The sequence below is a fragment of the Yersinia sp. 1252 StPb PI genome, from assembly GCF_048593885.1.
In the GTDB taxonomy this organism is placed as follows: Bacteria; Pseudomonadota; Gammaproteobacteria; order Enterobacterales; family Enterobacteriaceae; genus Yersinia; species Yersinia enterocolitica_E.
Genome location: NZ_JAZGQE010000104.1, coordinates 1 through 17,074, shown reverse-complemented (window position 1 = coordinate 17,074; position 17,074 = coordinate 1). Strand labels below are relative to the sequence as shown.

Below are 17,074 nucleotides of genomic sequence, written 5' to 3'. Positions count from 1 at the left end.
ATTATATTTATTTAATACATGGCTTAGAGCATAAAGAAAGGAAAAGAAAGGTTTGTGGCGGAATTGGCCACAAACCAAAGTGATATATAATGAAAGGTCTACAGGGCGATTCGTTGTCCATCAATCCAAATGGTTTGTAGCATGAGCCGCGAATCAAGCGCGATAATGTTGGCTCGTTTGCCTGCCGACAAAGAACCATATGTGTGGTCAAGTCCCAACATTTTGGCAGGGTGCAGCGAGGCCATATGAATCGCATCCGCAGCAGGGACACCCACGTTATTGACCAGATTTCGCACCGCTGCATCCAACGAAAGTGTACTTCCGGCCAGCCCTCCAGAGGCAGTACGGACAATACCCTGTTGCATTGTTACTGGATGACCGCAAATCGTATAGTCGCCATCAGGCATTCCAGCCGCGCTCATCGCATCGGTTATCAGCAATACTCGAGGCTTGGCGCAGGTACAGCAAAGGCTCATTACTGCGGGGTGAACATGGTGACCATCTGCTATCAACTCAAGCCATGCTCGCTTATCGGTGAGCCCTGCGCCAACCATGCCGGGATTACGGTGATGAATACCTGTCATACCGTTAAAGCAATGCACCAGTCCATCGGCTCCCACATCAAACGCACGAATAGTTTCTTCATAGTTCGCCGCGCTGTGGCCGAGCATGACCTTTATCCCCTGGCTTTTTAGATACTTAATCGCCGCTAGCGCACCCGATTTCTCAGGTGCCAATGCCACAACACGTAATGTGTGTTGTGACACGTCAATCAACCTGTTTAGCTCAGTAATATCCAGCTCACGGAACAGCTCCGGTGGATGTGCCCCTTTGTTCTGCGGGGTGAAGTAAGGGCCTTCAAGATAGCTACCCAACACCGTCGCACCTTGTCCACCTTGATGGTAGCGCTGCGCAATACGCCGCAGTGCACACTCTATTTCCCCAAGGGGAGCGGTGACGGTGGTCGGCAACCAGCCACCCACCCCTTCGCGTGCTTTATACAATGCCAACTGATCCAGTATCTCTGGCGAGTCATCCATGACATCGACACCATCACCGCCGTGGACATGAATATCGATATAGGCTGGGCACAGTAGTTCAAAGTCGCGCAGCGTAACCCCTGCGGGGATTGGCTCGATGGCAACGATGGTGTTGCCATCTATGCGTAACTGATGGTCGTCGAGCCAGCCATGCTCGGTCAGCACCCGTCTGGCTCGCAACAGTGCTGTCATATACCTTCCTCGACAGGGGCGGCTTCGCGATAACGGCCCATTTCGTCCACCAGACTGGTCAACCCTCGGTGACCACACTCTAGCGCCTGAAGGCGGAACTCTTTACTACTGAGGCCATCGCGCTCCAGCACCATCTCCAGCAAAAGTTGTAGATTTACTCCGGTGATCACTTCACGTTCTGCTTTCTGCATTGCCAGCGTCGAGGCCACGCGGAAGGGGGTACCTCCGAGCAAATCCGTCAAAAAAATCAGCCCTTCTTTTTCATCCAGATTAGCTAACGCCTCTTCAAACTGAGCGGTAAGCAGCGCGGTGGAGGAGCTTTCAGGAAAATCGATGGCTATCACTTGCTGTTGTTCGCCAAGTATTTGTTTCATCGCTTTTTCCAGTCCGGTGGCAAACCCACCGTGACCGCTAAGAATAATGCTTAACATGGAGTTTCCTCTTGCTTACAAAAAGTGGCCAAATTTTCCAACAACGCCTAATACCACGGTCAGCCCGATGAGTCGCAGAGGGCTCCAGCCACGGCGCACTAACCAGTACATCGTGAGGGTGTATACCAGTGGGAGGAAGGCTGGCATCAGTTTGTCGATAACATCGGTTTGCAGCTTAACCACAGCATCGCCTGCGGTGATTTCAAGCGTGGTGGACAAGCGAACGTAGGTGGCGACAAGTGCACCGATCACCGTCATCCCAACGATAGAAGCCGCTCGCCCCACTTTAAGTGTATTGGCTTTGATAAGCGGGATAGCCGCGACCCCCATGCGATAGGCATAGTGAGCAAGCCCGAAACGAAGCCCAAGATGGACGACATTAAACATCACGAGAAATACGATTGCGCCGAGGATCGAACCTTGCAGGGCCAAACTGGCTCCAATACCGCCACAGATGGGGAGCAAGGTCAGCCAGAACATCGCATCACCAATTCCTCCCAGTGGCGCACCAACGGCGATTTTCGTACTTTGAATACTGTTCACATCCTGTTTTGAACGTTCCATCGCCAGTATGATGCCGATGACAAACGTCACCAGGAAAGGATGGGTGTTGAAGAACCCCATATGGCCTTTCATCGCCCGCGCCAGATCATTTTTATTGGTGTGGATCTTTTTCAGCGCGGGCAATATGCCATACAGCCAGCCGGAAGCCTGCATACGCTCATAGTTAAATGAGGCTTGCAGCAGCATGGAACGCCATGCCACGCGGTTGATATCTTTCTTTGTCAGCTCCGCACCGATACTTTGGTCTTCATAGATATTGTCGTTGCTATCAATGACCGGCTTTTCAGTGACGTTAGCGCTTGGCAGAACCTGAGTATTAGATGCCATCTTCGAATTCCTCTTTCTGAGTGCTGGAAGTCTGCTGCGGAGTTGAGTCTTTACGCATGAAATCGATTAACGCCATTGCCAAGGCTGCGGCGGCAATCGCCAGTACCGGCAGTTTCAGCCAGGCCGCAGCAACAAAGCCAAGAATGAAGTAGGGGATATAAACGTTTTTCATCATTATTTTCAGCAATACGGCAAAGCCGATTGCAGGCATGATGCCACCAGCTACACCAAGGCCGTCTATCAGGCGGGCTGGCAAGACATCAATGACCGTCTTCGCATGCTCAGCACCAAAATAGATGGGCAAGAATGCGCACAGAAAATAGAACGTACCCAGAGCCAGCAAGGCCAGATAATTAACGCGTTCAATGCCGTCGGTATCCGCATTTGCCGCCATCCGGTCGCAGCGCGCCATCACACCAGACATGATAGAGAACAAGAAGGTGATGCCCATTTGCACCGCCACGGCGAACGGCACGGCAACCCCAACCGCGACCTCCGGTTTTACACCGGCAGTAATAGCAAAGGCCGTGCCGACAATAGTCCCGATAATCACATTCGGCGGTTGGGCACCGGCCAGTGGAGCAAGCCCCATCCAGACCAGTTCCAGAGTACCACCGGTGAGTATCCCCATATGAAGGTCGCCAAGGATCAGGCCAACCAACGGCCCAAGGACCACCGGGCGGTGCATATGTGTCAGGCCGTTGAACATATCCAAGCCAGCAATAAAGGCCAGAATCCCCAACGCGGATGCCTGTAATAAGCTAATTTCCATAGAAAATACCTCAGAGGAGTTTGTAGAGATCCTGAGCGGGCTCGGTCGGCACGCCCTGAATAAAACATTCCACCCCTGCTTTTCTCAGGCCATAGAAAGCGGCAATATCCTGATCATCGACAGAGACGGTTTTCGCTATTTGTTGTTTACCTTCGGCATAATGCATGTTGCCGACATTGATTCGGGCCACGGGTACGTCACCGTTGACCAGCGTTAGAAAGTCTTCGGGACTTTTGCAGACCAGTAAAATTTTCTGCCGATCGGTTGCACGATGAATATTGTCGATCACTTTTTGCAGTGGCCAGAAGCGCACGGCAATCCCTTCTGCCAGAACCATTTCCATCAGGTTTTGTTGAACCTGATCTTCGGCAACTTCATCATTGGCAACCAACACCAGATTTGCTCCGGCAAAACCAACCCATTGAACACCAACCTGGCCGTGAATCAGGCGCTCATCAATACGACTTAATACAATGTTTGGCATGTTTTATTCCTTATTATCATTGTGTTAATGGGATGACGATGTTCCCATGCAGGCTGCATGGTACTGGCGCAATACATCCTGAATATGGTCAATAATCAGTTCGTGCGGTGTTGCCGCGAGCCGGCCTTCACGGACCTTAACGTATTGAAGTGGCAGATACTGGCTGATCAACGGCAAGGGCAGTGGTTTGTCCGTTAAATTATTTACTAACCGAGCATAAGCCTGGTCAATGTGGTGATCGGGCCAGTAGTAACGAACGCGGTCAGAATAGCTGTAGCCGCGCGCCAGACGACGTTCATCGTTATTACCGTGATAATGCTGTTTCCAGTGCTCCGGGTGTTCCTGCATGACGCTTTCCAGCACATCTCGTAGCCCCGAACATTGGTATGCGGGGCGGAGTTCCTGCTCGATAGCGGCCAGTGAAAATAGCGCTTCACGTAACGCGAAAGTGAGTGCCGGACCCACTTTCAAAATGGCAAAGTGGTGCTGAACTAGCTGTTGTAGGGCGAGCGGAGTTTGGTAATCGGTGGAGTGAGCTTCAAAGACCATCGTGTCAAACTCTTCGATAGTCTGGCTCAGAGCAAGAGATTTCTCAGGTTGATAATCAATAACATGAGTATGATCGAATTCTACACCGGGTTGGACGACTAGCCCGATAATGCGTGGCCACAGGTGGTGCAAACCTTGTTGTTCAAAAGCATGACGATGAGCCTCGAGCGTTGCTTTTGCCGCTTGGGGAGAGGTGACCACCAGCGTTGACAGCGTTTCATGTGCTCCTCCTGGAACAGGGACTTCCGTTCCAATAACATAAACCAGATCAGACGAACCTTGTTTTTCCTTGCGGGTCTGTTCTGCAATTAAGGCAAGCCTTGCTGCTCTCCCGGCGACGATTTCATCTGTTAATGGCACTGGGTCATCTGCACAAGACATACTGCAATCAAGGTGAATTTTCTTAAAGCCAGCCGCGACATAATGGCGAATAAGTTCTTCTGCATGAGACATAGCCTCTGCGGCTGGGGCGTTTTGCCAGCGATTTGGCCCCAGATGATCGCCCCCTAACACCAACTGATTGCGAGGGAAGTGATGTTTATCCGCCAGTTGCTCAACAAAACCACGGAAGTCATCTGGGGTCATACCGGTATAGCCGCCATACTGATCCACCTGATTGGAGGTGGCTTCTATTAATAAGATGGATTGCGCGTCCCGGGCGTGGCGCATTGCTGCTTCCAGAACCAATGGGTGAGCAGAACAGACGGCAAAAATGCCACATCGCTTATCGTGCTTATGGTCGGCCACAAACTCGGTTAAATGTTTCACTTTCCTCTCCGTATGGGTTTTTGATTACTTGTGTCTTTCGGTTTGTTTCATTGATACTGCTTTATGGGTTTGTAAAAACAAAACGAAAGATAACGGAAATGAGATCTGTTTCGCAAAAGAAACATAATGAAAGGTTTTTTTATCGGGTGATAGCACGGTTTGGCCTAATGTAAAGACTTGCTTTCCGGCAAAAGAAAGGTGTTAATAGATGAAGTGAAATGAAACGAAAGGCTTTTGGGAAGGATCTGATATGAGCAATACCGATTCAGTAATGGACAAGCGTATAACGGGCACCAGTGAAAGGCGTGAGCAGATAATTCAGCGGCTTCGTCAGCAAGGAAGTGTTCAGGTTAATGATTTATCGTCATTCTTTGGTGTTTCTACGGTGACTATCCGCAACGATTTGGCCTTTCTGGAAAAGCAGGGGATTGCTGTACGTGCATACGGCGGTGCGCTGGTGTGTGATGCTGGCACACCTGGCGTTGAACCCACGGTAGAAGATAAAAGCTCCCTTAATATTTCTTTAAAGCGCGATATTGCTCGCGTTGCTGCAAATCTGATTAAACCTGGGCACCGCGTGATTCTGGACTCGGGCACGACCACTAATGAAATAGCGCGTCATATGCGTAATCATAAGGAGGTCATTGCTATGACAAACGGCATGAATGTGGCGAACGCGCTGCTTGAGGCTGAGGGGGTGGAATTGCTGATGACAGGAGGGCACTTACGCCGCCAGTCCCTTTCCTTCTATGGGGATCAGGCTGACCAGTCCTTGCAAAATTATCATTTCGATATACTTTTTCTTGGTGTAGACGCCATCAGTCTTGAGCGCGGTGTGAGCACGCATAATGAAGACGAAGCTCGCCTAAATCGCCGAATGTGTGAAGTCGCGGAACGCATCATTGTGGTCACTGATTCCAGTAAATTTAACCGCTCCAGCCTGCATAAAATAATTGATACCCAGCGTATACATATGGTTATCACCGATAAAGGTATTCCAGAGGAAAGTTTGAATGGATTACGAAAAGGTGGGATTGAAGTGCTCCTTGTTGGGGAATAAAAACCGTCTCTTGGCCGCCTTTTAGCCTACCGCTATAAAGTAAAGTCCCAGCCAAGAGGCCGGGACTTTGTCAGTAATTTAAGGGAAAGCGTGCTGTTCGGGCCGTAAGCGGCGCGAAACGCCGGTGTGCCTGTTGGTACGCTTAACCCTTGGTTCTTCTGGTGGCTAAGCCCCAGCAGGAACTGCATGCGCGGTGTTTTTCAGCACCGGCCCGGTATACTTCTCAATCTCAAGCTGCGCCATTTGCCCACAGTTACCCTGCGCCAGACTGGAAGAACCAATATCGAAAGTCAGGCAGTTGATATTGCCGTTTTTACAAAGAGAACCCGGTACCGCTGGATCCGCCGGGTCAAACCATGCCCCTTCACTGATGCGCACCACCCCTGGACGTACATCTTCAGATACCACAGCACCTACCAATATCTGCCCACGGTCATTGAACGCACGGACTAAATCGCCATTAACAATGTTACGCCCCTTGGCATCCTGTGGGCTTATCAGTATCGCTTCCCGATCGGCCACGGCGTATTTTTCACGCAGTGGTGTGTTATCTAACTGTGAATGCAGCCGGTTGATTGGGTGTGCGGTGTTTAGCGACAGTGGATATTTCTTCGCTTCCACCCCGCGATACCATTCATGAGGTGGCATCCAGGTCGGGATCCCCTGACAATCGGCGTATTCCATTTTAGCGATAGTATCGGAGTAGATCTCAATCTTGCCAGACGGGGTACCCAGCGGGTTGAGCAATGGATTGTCACGATAATCAGCAAAGCGCACCCACTGCTGGTTCGCTTCGGGGATAGGGAAGCGAATGTAGTTGTTCGATTGCCAGAACATATCGAATGGCGGCAGGGCGACCCGTGCGGTACGGGCCTGTGACTTCATATCGTCGTACATCGCTTTCAGCCACTGAGTCTCATCTTTGCCCTCGGTAAAGGCATCAATCACTCCCAGCTTGGTGGCCATCGCCGCGAAGATATCAAAATCATTACGCGCTTCATGCTGTGGCGGCACGCATTGGTGCATCGGGAAGACATAAAGTTGCGAGTAATCGCCGCCCATCTCCAGATCGTTACGCTCATAGCTGGTGGTCGCCGGTAATACGATATCGGCGTGTTTAGCGGTGGCGGTCCAATAGGGTTCGTTAACCACAATGGTTTCAGGGTGCTGCCAGGCTTTCACCAGATTGTTGGTATCCTGATGCTGGTGGAAAGTATTGCCACCGGCAACGTAGACCATTTTCACATCTGGATAGGTGACTTTGGTGCCATTGAAATCAATGACTTTCCCCGGATTGGCCAGACATTCGGCAATCCGCGCCACTGGAATCGGCGATGGTGAGTTCTTCGGTGCACTCCCGGCAGAAATCCCCGGTAAAATGCCGCCCTTGGCCGTTGGGCTACCGCCAGAGGAGTAGTGATAGCTGAAGCCAAAGCCGCCACCCGGCAGGCCAATTTGGCCCAGCATTGCCGCGACCGTGACCAGTAACCAGTGCTGCTGCTCACCGTGATGCTGACGTTGAATCCCCCAACCGCCCATAATCATGGTGCGCTGTTTAGCCATATCTCGCGCCAGTTGGCGCAACACATCGGCATCCACACCACTGATATCCGCCGCCCATTCTGCGTTTTTCGGCTGACCGTCAGTTTCACCGAGCAGATAGGCCTGGAATTTATCAAAACCAATGGTGTAGGTTTTTATAAAGTCAGGATTATGCAGTTTTTCTGTTAATAGCGTATGGGCGATACCGATCAACATGGCGCTGTCGGTATATGGCCGTGGCGCAATCCATTGTGCATTGGTGAATTTAGCACTGTCGTTATGCACCGGATCAATACTGATAACTTTGGTACCTTTCTTCTTCAGCGCTTCAAAACCAGTTTGACCCACATGATCGGGGATATTCCAACTGTTTTTCAAGGTGATCATCGGGTTACAGCCCCAGAGGATCACCAGCTCGCTGTTATCTACCACGTTTGGCCAGGCCGTCTGCTGTTCGTAGACCTCCATTGACCCCATGACGTGGGTCATAATCACCTGTGCCGCACCGGTTGAATAGTCACCGGCATAGCCCAAAAAACCCCCACTCAGGTTCATTAAGCGTTGTAGTAGCGTGCGGCTGTTATGTAGCATCCCCACACTTTTCCAGCCATAAGATCCGGCGTACAGCGCTTGCGGGCCGTGGTCTTTCTGCACCCGCACAATTTCGCCGCATACCAGTTCAGTGGCTTTATCCCAACTGACACGTACCCACTCATCCCGGCCACGCAGTTCGGTATGGCTACCGGGGCCACCTTCCAACCAACTTTTACGCACCATCGGGTATTTGATGCGGTTATCCGCATGCACCTGATAGGGTGCCATAGTGATCAGGTCATTCGGCCATGGATCATCTTTGACAGGTTGCACACCGATCATCCGGCCATTCTCGACGATAGCTTCAAATGCGCCCCAATGAGCGCCGGTCAGAATACCTTTTTGCGCCTGACGCAGTGCCAGAAACTGAGGTAATGCCTGACTGATGGCTTGGGCTAATGCAGATTTGGGCCACAGGCCACCAACGATAGGCAATACAGCCAGTGCGCTGGTTCCGAGTAAGAAGCGACGGCGGCTCATTTCTAACGGTTGTTGTTCGTATTTAGTCATTTTCGCCTCTTATTTACAGCTTGGCCGGCATATCACTGGCATGTTTTTGTACATACTGTGTCATCACACGCAACTGTTCCTGAGTCAGGGAGGTGCGTGGTGCCATGCCTTTGATTACCCCAATCCATTGGTTAGCGTTGAAGCGATCCAGTGCGGTTAAACCGTGGCAGCCGGTACAGTTGGCCGACATCATATCAGCGGCATAGCGCCAAATTTTCTGTTGATCATCAACGAGTTGTTTCTTAGGTAACCACACCTGTAGTGCAACTTGATGCCAAACCAGATTGGTTTCTGCATCGGTCTGCGTGTTCAATGTTTTCAGCGCTTTTTGTGCGTCCTCGCCCAGTAATACACTCAGAATACGTTTCCCTTGTGCGGCATAGAACACTTCGGCCACCCCATCTTGCTGCCAGCCTTTAACATCAACCAACACCTGATCACCTTGCTGTTTTACCACTTCAACTTGTGTTGAGGGCATCAGGTTACCGGCGTTATGGCTGTCACCAGCACTCATAAAGAAAGGCTCGGTGGCGATGGTATATAAGGTGGTCGCCGTTGCGGGTGTTTGTGCCGCCGCCGTTGCCAACTCTGCCGCGCCAGCCTGGGTCACCTCACTCATATCCGGCAGGATATGGGCCACACCTTTATGGCAATCGATACAGGTTTCACCTTGCTTAATAGCCACCGGATGCTGAATACGCGCTTCAGCACTTTGTCCGGTGATGTCCATCGCATCAAAGCTGTGACATGAGCGGCAAGTGGCCGAATCATTCTCTTTTAGCGTTTTCCATACCGACTGCGCCATGGCGAGCTTATGGGCTTCATATTTCTCAGGTGTATTAATAGTGCCAACCATTTCACCGTAGATATCTTTGACCGCGCGGATTTTGGTCCACAGATAATCAAGCGGTTCGTGTGGCACATGGCAGTCAGCACATTCAGCACGGATGCCTTTGGTGTTTTGGAAGTGGACACTGCCTTGATATTCAGCCAGTGGCTGTTGCATGGTGTGACAGGACACGCAGAACGCGGTATCACTGGTTTTATGAAAGACGGTGGCGGTACCTGCTAATAGTGCAGCACCAATAATGATGCCGATCAGCAGGAGCCATAACCATCCCCACCGGCGTCGCTTCACGAAGCCAGTTTGTTTCTTGCTCATAAATTGCCCCACTTAATATATCTAATAGTTATTGGTAAAACGAAGTTATCTAATGCCTCGATACTCAAAAGGCCAGATAATCTGCCAACAGACCCTTATCCACTAGCGATAAGTATTTCCCATAAAATAAGTGGGTCTATTGTAGGGGGATTTGGTGCTGATGACTAACTCGTTAGGGGTATTTAGCAATATTAGTTCAGATTTGCTGAATATAAATGCGAGGTATGAGTCAGTTTTAGCGCTATACCACAAATAACTCTCTAAATTAAAGGGTTATATACCTTATTATATAACCTAAATAATTCAAGTTACAGGAAGGCGGCAACGAAATGAACCCAAGGAGTTGAGATAACTCAATGACTCGGGTGAGTGATGGCAGCCAACGCACATGCAGCTTGAAGTATGACGGGTATAGCGATATTTTTTAGTCGAAGGGGTAATAGAACTGCTTATTTAACCATAAATCGATGGCATGACGACTGGCTTCAAAATGAGGTTCGGGTAATTCCCGCGGATTACACCATAGCCATTGCTGACACTTGTCAGGTTCTTTCAGCTCTGGCTGCCCACCGGCGTGTTGCGCCAATAAGCAAACGGAAACGGTATGTTTACTTTCTGCGCGCCAGGTGGCGATGTTATTGCATAATGCGATAACATTCATCTCTTTGATATTTAAGCCTGTTTCTTCGGCTACTTCACGTTTTGCGGCTTGTTCAAAAGACTCTCCGGCCTCCATGTGGCCACCGGGAATCGACCAATAAGGGGCGTGCTGACCGCAACGTTTACCCAGTAACACCTCACCTTGTTGATTGACGATAATGACACCCACACCGACTGCAACGGACATTGTACGGACTCCTGTTAAATGAAGGTCAGCAACCATCAGCTATTATGGTTTTTTTACTGCTGACGGAGTTAAATTCACCACGAAAATGTGCGGGCTGTCAAAAATCCATCAAGAATAGAAGCAGAAAACTTGCATATATTCTCAGTCGGAAACACACTACTTGAAACGTTTCAGCGTTATCTCGTCACCAAATGATAAAGGGTAACGCTCCTTTTTCTCATTAAAGCTGAAACGATTCAATTTCAGCAAGAGAGGAGATTTATGTTCCAGTTATCTACGCAAGATATCCATCTGGCTGCACAGGCAGACAGCAAAAACGCTGCTATTACTCAGGTTGCTGCAGCACTTACTCAGGCTGGCTGTGTTGCCGCCGCTTATGTCGATGGCATGCTGGCCCGCGAGCAGCAAACCTCTACTTACCTGGGTAATGGCATTGCCATTCCACATGGTACCACTGATACTCGCGACCTGGTGCTAAACACCGGTGTGCAAGTTTTCCAATTCCCGCAGGGTATTGCATGGGGCGAAGATCAAACCGCCTATATTGTTATCGGTATCGCCGCGTGTTCAGATGAACATCTGGCATTGTTACGCCAACTGACCCACGTATTAAGTGATGATGCTGTTGCTGCACGTCTGGCGAAAACCACCTCGGCTGAAGAGTTACGCAGTTTGCTGATGGGTGAGCAAAAAACCGCTGAATTCCATTTTGACACGTCACTGATCGCAATCGATGTGGCGGCTGACAATCTGATCACGCTGCAAGCACTGAATGCCGGTCGCTTGCAACAAATTGGCGCAGTAGATGCTCATTTTGTTAGCGATGTCATTACCCGTGAGCCACTCAATTTGGGACAGGGTATCTGGCTGAGCGACAGTACCGAAGGTAATTTGGTCAGTGCTGCCACAGTAAGCCGCCCGGTAGCTGCATTTGAGCACCATGGCGAAAAAGTGGCGCTGTTGCTGACGCTCTCCGTGGCCGATGACCAACCGCTGTCGGTATTGAACTATTTAAGTGATTTACTGTTGGCGAAAAAAGCTGACGTTTTGCTGAACGCGGATGCTGCCGCCTTGCTAGCCTTGCTCACCAGTGAGTATGTCGAGCAGAATGAAGTATTAAGCGCGGAGTTTGCTATCCGTAATGAACACGGGTTACATGCGCGCCCAGGGACGATTTTAGTCAATACAATCAAACAGTTTACCAGTGAAATCACCGTGACCAATCTGGACGGCACCGGTAAACCCGCTAATGGACGTAGTCTGATGAAAGTTGTGGCTTTAGGGGTTAAAAAAGGCAATCGCCTGCGCTTTACCGCCAGTGGTGAAGATGCACAAGCAGCATTGGATGCTATTGGTGAAGCTATCGCCGCCGGTTTGGGCGAGGGGGCAGCATGAGCAGAAGAGTTGCAACCATCACGCTGAACCCGGCTTATGATCTGGTGGGTTTTTGCCCTGAAATTGAACGCGGTGAAGTTAATTTGGTGAAAACTGCCGGCCTGCATGCCGCGGGTAAAGGGATTAATGTTGCCAAGGTGCTGAAAGACCTAGGGATTGATGTCACGGTCGGTGGCTTCTTGGGTAAAGATAACCAAGACGGTTTTCAACTGTTATTCAGCGAGCTGGGTATTGCTAACCGCTTTCAGGTGGTACCGGGCCGTACTCGCATTAACGTCAAACTGACAGAAAAAGATGGCGAAGTGACCGATTTCAACTTCTCCGGTTTTGAAGTCAATAAGCCGGATTGGGATCGTTTTGTCACTGACTCGCTGAGCTGGTTGGGGCAATTCGATATGGTCGCGGTCAGTGGTAGCTTGCCCGAGGGCGTAAACCCTGATGATTTTACCGATTGGATGAAACGCCTGCGTAGCCAATGCCCGTGCATTATTTTCGACAGCAGTCGTGAAGCATTGGTCGCAGGCCTGAAAGCCTCACCTTGGTTGGTGAAACCCAATCGTCGTGAACTGGAGATCTGGGCGGGTCGTCCATTGCCTGAATTGGGTGATGTGGTAGAAGCCGCACATGCTCTGCGTGATCAAGGGATTGCTCATGTGGTGATTTCTCTCGGGGCTGAAGGGGCATTGTGGGTCAATGCGTCGGGTGCCTGGTTGGCAAAACCACCTGCCTGTGAAGTGGTCAGTACCGTCGGTGCCGGTGACTCCATGGTCGGTGGCCTGATTTATGGTTTGTTAATGCGCGAGTCCAGCGAGCACACGCTGCGTCTGGCAACAGCAGTTGCAGCTTTGGCGGTGAGTCAGAGCAATGTTGGTATTACGGATCGCCCGCAGTTGGCAGCCATGATGGCAAGAGTCGACCTGAAACCCTTTAATTAATCCCTGGAGGCGAAATGAAAACGCTACTAATAATAGACAGTTCGCTCGGGCAGGCCAGAGGCCACCTTGCGACACTGATGTTGGGTGCTGCGGCGGCAAAAGCAGGACTGAGCTGGGTTGAGAATGCCACTGATGCAGAACTGGTGATTGTCGCCGGGCAATCAGCCCCGGCTGACAGTGCGCTGAACGGTAAAAAGCTCTATATCGGTGATGTGGAAAAAGCGGTGCGCGATCCTGATAGTTTCCTGGCGCAAGCCATTGCGCAGGCTAAACCTTACCAGGCTGCGGTTGCTGTCGCACCCGTGACCACCGCGGTGGCTGGCCCGAAACGTATTGTGGCTATTACTGCTTGCCCGACAGGTGTAGCACACACTTTTATGGCTGCTGAAGCCATTGAAAGTGAAGCGAAAAAACGTGGCTGGTGGGTGAAGGTTGAAACGCGTGGCTCGGTTGGTGCCGGTAATGCGATTACACCAGAAGAAGTGGCTGCGGCTGATCTGGTGATTGTTGCTGCGGATATTGAAGTGGATTTGGATAAGTTTGCGGGCAAACCGATGTACCGTACCACGACAGGTTTGGCGCTGAAGAAAACCGTACAAGAACTGGATAAAGCACTGGTTGAAGCTGAAGTCTATCAGCCTAAAACCGGCAGCAGCACCGGTACCAAAAAAACAGAAACCGGTGGTCCTTATCGTCACCTGCTGACCGGTGTGTCTTACATGTTGCCAATGGTGGTTGCTGGCGGCTTGTGTATTGCCCTGTCATTTGTGTTCGGTATTAAAGCCTTTGAAGTGAAAGGCACATTGGCTGCCGCCTTGATGCAAATTGGTGGCGGTTCTGCTTTTGCGCTGATGGTACCTGTTCTGGCTGGTTTCATTGCATTCTCAATTGCTGATCGTCCGGGTCTGACCCCAGGTTTGATTGGCGGGATGTTGGCAGTGAGTACCGGGGCTGGTTTCCTCGGCGGTATTATCGCAGGTTTACTGGCCGGTTATGTGGCGAAAGCCATCAGCACTAAGCTGCGTTTGCCGCAAAGTATGGAAGCACTTAAACCGATACTGATTATTCCACTGGTAGCGAGTCTGATAGTGGGTTTGATTATGATTTATGTGGTCGGTACGCCGGTGGCAAAAATCATGGCAGGTCTGACTAACTGGCTGCAATCCATGGGTACCGCCAATGCCGTGTTGTTGGGGGCTATCCTCGGCGCCATGATGTGTACCGATATGGGTGGGCCGGTGAACAAAGCCGCCTACGCGTTTGGTGTGGCACTCCTGAGTTCTTCTGTTTACGCGCCGATGGCCGCTATCATGGCCGCAGGGATGGTTCCTCCGCTGGCGATGGGACTGGCCACACTGTTGGCACGTCACAAGTTTGACAAAGGTGAGCAGGAAGGGGGCAAGGCTGCGCTGGTTCTGGGGCTGTGCTTTATCTCTGAAGGGGCAATTCCGTTTGCCGCCCGTGACCCGATGCGTGTCTTGCCGTGCTGTATCGCCGGTGGTGCGCTGACAGGTGCATTGTCTATGGCATTCGGTGCGCAACTGATGGCCCCACACGGTGGTTTGTTCGTGTTATTGATCCCCGGGGCAATTCATCCGGTGCTGCTGTATCTGGTGGCAATCATTGCCGGTACCGTATTGGCAGGTGGTCTGTATGCGATGTTGAAACGCGCTGATGTTGTGGTCGCAAAAGCGGCATAAGCGCGGCATCATAAGCTTCACTCATAAAAAACCGGCCTTATGCGCCGGTTTTTTTATGTTTACTCACAGTGATTCGGCTAAACGCCATTCAGCTAGACTTTAGCTTGTGAGTTCAGCTTGTGACTTCAGCCAGGCTATCTCTTCAGCCCAAATATCAGGATTGACCGTTTCTAAAATCAGCGGGATATTATCAAAACGGGGATCACGCATAATATAGCTGAACACGGTTTTACCAATATTGCCCTCACCGAGACTGTGGTGTCGATCGACCCGGCTGTTAAATTCACTTTTCGCATCATTAAGATGCATACCGCGCAGATACTGAAACCCGACGATATCGCTAAGTTGCTTGAAGGTATGTTCGCAATCTTCTTCCGTGCGCAGATCATAACCGGCAGCAAAAGCATGGCAAGTATCAATGCAAACACCTACGCGGCTCTTATCTTCCACCCCATCAATGATGGCGGCCAGATGCTCAAACTTAAACCCCAGATTACTGCCCTGACCGGCGGTGTTTTCAATCACCGCTGTCACCCCTTCACTGACATCGAGCGCCATATTGATAGATTCGGCGATACGTGCCAGACACTTATCTTCATCAATTTGCAGTAAATGGCTGCCTGGGTGGAAATTCAGTAATGACAACCCCAGTTGTTGACAGCGGGCTATCTCGTCGATAAAGGCTTCGCGGGATTTCTCCAGCGCTTCAGTGACGGGATGGCCCAGATTAATCAGATAGCTGTCATGTGGCAGAATTTGAGCGGAGGTATAACCGTATAGCTCACAAGCTTGCTTGAACTTCTCTATCACATCTTCTGCCAGCGGTGCGGCACGCCACTGACGTTGATTCTTGGTAAACAGGGCAAAGGCGGTGGCCTCAAGTTCGTGCGCCCGAATCACAGCCTGGTCTACACCACCTGCTGCGCTGACATGTGCACCGACAAATTTCATTCCATTCTCCTTTGATAACTGGGCCATTATGGCACTGATAACGCCATGATTGAATGGGCGAAGCTGCAAGGAAAAGAAAAGGGCCGCGAGCGGCCCTGAAGTGACATGTTTTATGCCGCGATATGTTGCACCAGCAAATTGATGCCGGTCCCACCGACTATCAGCCAGACAAACAGCAGCAGTGCCAATAATAGCGGTTTTACCCCGGCCTGACGGATAGAGCCCACATGGGTGGTCAGTCCGAGAGCGGCCATCGCCATCGCCAGCAAAATGGTGTCCAGTGTAATCAGGTGATTCACCCATGCCGCAGGTAATAGATTCAGTGAGTTAAACCCGGCCATCAGAATAAATATCACTGCAAACCAAGGAATAGTGATGGCACTTTTTTCCCGTTTTTCACCACCGGTGTTGAGGTTGCAACGCGCCAAATAGGCTGAGAGTAACAACAGGAACGGAGCCAGCATCATCACCCGGATCATTTTAGTAATCACGGCGGCGTTTTCAGCCTGAAAACCGATGGCATGTCCGGCGGCAACCACCTGTGCGACCTCATGAATCGTTGAACCGGCAAAAATACCAAAGGTTTCCTGACTAAACGGCAACCATTGGTAATGCAGGTTTAGCTGATACAGCCATGGGTAGACAAAAATGGCGAGCGTGCCGAAAATCACCACAGTGGCGACAGCAACCGCCACTTTACTGGCATCAGCTTTTAGCACCGGCTCGGTGGCCATAATAGCTGCGGCGCCACAAATACTGCTACCGGCACCAATTAACATCACGGTTTGCTGGTCCAGACCAAATACCCGTTTACCCAGCCAGCATGCCAGCACAAAGGTTGAACTGAGGGTCAAAAGGTCAATAACCATACCGGTAGCCCCCACATCCGCCACTTGTTGAAAGGTCAGCCGGAAGCCGTATAAAATGATACCCAGTCGCAGTAAATGCTGTTTGGCGAAGACGACGCCATCAGAGCAGACGGGTTGTACCCACGGATACAAGGTATTGCCGACCACGATGCCAAACAAAATGGCCAGCGTCAGTGCCCCCAACCCCATATTGATAAACCACGGCATATCACCCACGTTGAGCGCCAACCCGGTAATCACGCCGGTTAACACCAAGCCCGCAATGTAGCGGCTTAGGGGGAACTGATGTGTTCGAGGGAGTTCTTTAGTATGAGAAGTCGCCATGTTTGTGTCCTGTGTTCTGTAAAGATTGCACACAGTTTAACGCCTTCAATCTTAATAG

At 50.8% G+C, this 17,074-nt stretch carries 15 protein-coding genes; 4 read left to right on the top strand and 11 right to left on the bottom strand.

Annotated elements, in window-relative coordinates; all coding sequences use genetic code 11:
• Positions 1-98 precede the first annotated feature (98 nt).
• The 6 genes from nagA to kbaZ are packed head-to-tail and all read right to left on the bottom strand — an operon-like array spanning position 99 to position 5,127.
• Positions 99-1,232: an N-acetylglucosamine-6-phosphate deacetylase gene (gene nagA / locus V2A85_RS15095; RefSeq protein WP_420071755.1), complete on the bottom strand. Its 1,134-nt coding sequence runs from the start codon at positions 1,230-1,232 to the stop codon at positions 99-101.
• The gene (gene agaF, locus V2A85_RS15090) at positions 1,229-1,663 is read right to left on the bottom strand and encodes a PTS galactosamine/N-acetylgalactosamine transporter subunit IIA (RefSeq protein WP_005193054.1); all 435 of its coding nucleotides are present in this window, start codon (positions 1,661-1,663) and stop codon (positions 1,229-1,231) included. The genes nagA and agaF overlap by 4 nt, the downstream gene beginning before the upstream one ends.
• A 15-nt stretch (positions 1,664-1,678) precedes the next feature.
• Positions 1,679-2,554 (bottom strand): PTS N-acetylgalactosamine transporter subunit IID, encoded by an 876-nt coding sequence (agaE, locus tag V2A85_RS15085; RefSeq protein ID WP_083158369.1) that lies wholly within the window; start codon positions 2,552-2,554, stop codon positions 1,679-1,681.
• Positions 2,544-3,326, bottom strand: coding sequence for a PTS N-acetylgalactosamine transporter subunit IIC (gene agaW / locus V2A85_RS15080; protein ID WP_005193049.1), 783 nt, complete (start codon positions 3,324-3,326; stop codon positions 2,544-2,546). The genes agaE and agaW overlap by 11 nt, the downstream gene beginning before the upstream one ends.
• A gap of 10 nt (positions 3,327-3,336) precedes the next feature.
• The gene (gene agaV / locus V2A85_RS15075) at positions 3,337-3,810 is read right to left on the bottom strand and encodes a PTS N-acetylgalactosamine transporter subunit IIB (protein ID WP_083158371.1); all 474 of its coding nucleotides are present in this window, start codon (positions 3,808-3,810) and stop codon (positions 3,337-3,339) included.
• 24 nt (positions 3,811-3,834) lie between these two features.
• Entirely contained in the window at positions 3,835-5,127 is a 1,293-nt protein-coding gene (gene kbaZ / locus V2A85_RS15070) for a tagatose-bisphosphate aldolase subunit KbaZ (protein WP_372559383.1), read from the bottom strand.
• A 250-nt stretch (positions 5,128-5,377) separates the two neighbouring features.
• Here kbaZ and V2A85_RS15065 point away from each other — a divergent pair, with 250 nt between their 5' ends.
• The gene (locus V2A85_RS15065; protein ID WP_083158372.1) at positions 5,378-6,187 is read left to right on the top strand and encodes a DeoR family transcriptional regulator; all 810 of its coding nucleotides are present in this window, start codon (positions 5,378-5,380) and stop codon (positions 6,185-6,187) included.
• Between the two features lie 165 nt (positions 6,188-6,352).
• Here V2A85_RS15065 and torA read toward each other — a convergent pair whose 3' ends face one another.
• The 3 genes from torA to V2A85_RS15050 form a co-directional block, all read right to left on the bottom strand.
• Complete coding sequence (torA, locus tag V2A85_RS15060; RefSeq protein ID WP_083158373.1) at positions 6,353-8,833, bottom strand: trimethylamine-N-oxide reductase TorA; 2,481 nt, start codon at positions 8,831-8,833, stop codon at positions 6,353-6,355.
• Between the two features lie 13 nt (positions 8,834-8,846).
• The gene (locus tag V2A85_RS15055; RefSeq protein WP_420071754.1) at positions 8,847-9,995 is read right to left on the bottom strand and encodes a NapC/NirT family cytochrome c; all 1,149 of its coding nucleotides are present in this window, start codon (positions 9,993-9,995) and stop codon (positions 8,847-8,849) included.
• Positions 9,996-10,419: 424 nt separating this feature from the next.
• A complete protein-coding gene (locus V2A85_RS15050) occupies positions 10,420-10,842 on the bottom strand; it encodes a nucleotide triphosphate diphosphatase NUDT15 (protein WP_420071753.1) in 423 nt (140 codons plus the stop codon).
• Between the two features lie 261 nt (positions 10,843-11,103).
• Here V2A85_RS15050 and fruB point away from each other — a divergent pair, with 261 nt between their 5' ends.
• Genes fruB through fruA form a run of 3 tightly spaced genes read left to right on the top strand, consistent with a single transcriptional unit; the run spans position 11,104 to position 14,872 of the window.
• Positions 11,104-12,237 (top strand): fused PTS fructose transporter subunit IIA/HPr protein, encoded by a 1,134-nt coding sequence (fruB, locus tag V2A85_RS15045; RefSeq protein ID WP_420071752.1) that lies wholly within the window; start codon positions 11,104-11,106, stop codon positions 12,235-12,237.
• Complete coding sequence (fruK, locus tag V2A85_RS15040) at positions 12,234-13,172, top strand: 1-phosphofructokinase (protein ID WP_083158377.1); 939 nt, start codon at positions 12,234-12,236, stop codon at positions 13,170-13,172. Before fruB ends, fruK begins: the two co-directional genes overlap by 4 nt.
• A gap of 14 nt (positions 13,173-13,186) precedes the next feature.
• Positions 13,187-14,872, top strand: a complete 1,686-nt coding sequence (gene fruA / locus V2A85_RS15035) for a PTS fructose transporter subunit IIBC (protein WP_420071751.1) — start codon at positions 13,187-13,189, stop codon at positions 14,870-14,872.
• Between the two features lie 99 nt (positions 14,873-14,971).
• Here fruA and nfo read toward each other — a convergent pair whose 3' ends face one another.
• Entirely contained in the window at positions 14,972-15,823 is an 852-nt protein-coding gene (gene nfo, locus V2A85_RS15030) for a deoxyribonuclease IV (protein ID WP_372559378.1), read from the bottom strand.
• Positions 15,824-15,933: 110 nt separating this feature from the next.
• Positions 15,934-17,016 (bottom strand): YeiH family protein, encoded by a 1,083-nt coding sequence (locus V2A85_RS15025; protein WP_372559377.1) that lies wholly within the window; start codon positions 17,014-17,016, stop codon positions 15,934-15,936.
• Positions 17,017-17,074: the final 58 nt, after the last annotated feature.

Excerpts from the sequence above, each read along its gene's own strand:
- nagA (WP_420071755.1), bottom strand. The coding sequence starts at position 1,232 with ATGACAGCACTGTTGCGAGCCAGACGGGTGCTGACCGAGCATGGCTGG.
- agaF (WP_005193054.1), bottom strand. The coding sequence starts at position 1,663 with ATGTTAAGCATTATTCTTAGCGGTCACGGTGGGTTTGCCACCGGACTG.
- agaE (WP_083158369.1), bottom strand. The coding sequence starts at position 2,554 with ATGGCATCTAATACTCAGGTTCTGCCAAGCGCTAACGTCACTGAAAAG.
- agaW (WP_005193049.1), bottom strand. The coding sequence starts at position 3,326 with ATGGAAATTAGCTTATTACAGGCATCCGCGTTGGGGATTCTGGCCTTT.
- agaV (WP_083158371.1), bottom strand. The coding sequence starts at position 3,810 with ATGCCAAACATTGTATTAAGTCGTATTGATGAGCGCCTGATTCACGGC.
- V2A85_RS15065 (WP_083158372.1), top strand. The coding sequence starts at position 5,378 with ATGAGCAATACCGATTCAGTAATGGACAAGCGTATAACGGGCACCAGT.
- torA (WP_083158373.1), bottom strand. The coding sequence starts at position 8,833 with ATGACTAAATACGAACAACAACCGTTAGAAATGAGCCGCCGTCGCTTC.
- V2A85_RS15055 (WP_420071754.1), bottom strand. The coding sequence starts at position 9,995 with ATGAGCAAGAAACAAACTGGCTTCGTGAAGCGACGCCGGTGGGGATGG.
- V2A85_RS15050 (WP_420071753.1), bottom strand. The coding sequence starts at position 10,842 with ATGTCCGTTGCAGTCGGTGTGGGTGTCATTATCGTCAATCAACAAGGT.
- fruB (WP_420071752.1), top strand. The coding sequence starts at position 11,104 with ATGTTCCAGTTATCTACGCAAGATATCCATCTGGCTGCACAGGCAGAC.
- fruK (WP_083158377.1), top strand. The coding sequence starts at position 12,234 with ATGAGCAGAAGAGTTGCAACCATCACGCTGAACCCGGCTTATGATCTG.
- fruA (WP_420071751.1), top strand. The coding sequence starts at position 13,187 with ATGAAAACGCTACTAATAATAGACAGTTCGCTCGGGCAGGCCAGAGGC.
- nfo (WP_372559378.1), bottom strand. The coding sequence starts at position 15,823 with ATGAAATTTGTCGGTGCACATGTCAGCGCAGCAGGTGGTGTAGACCAG.
- V2A85_RS15025 (WP_372559377.1), bottom strand. The coding sequence starts at position 17,016 with ATGGCGACTTCTCATACTAAAGAACTCCCTCGAACACATCAGTTCCCC.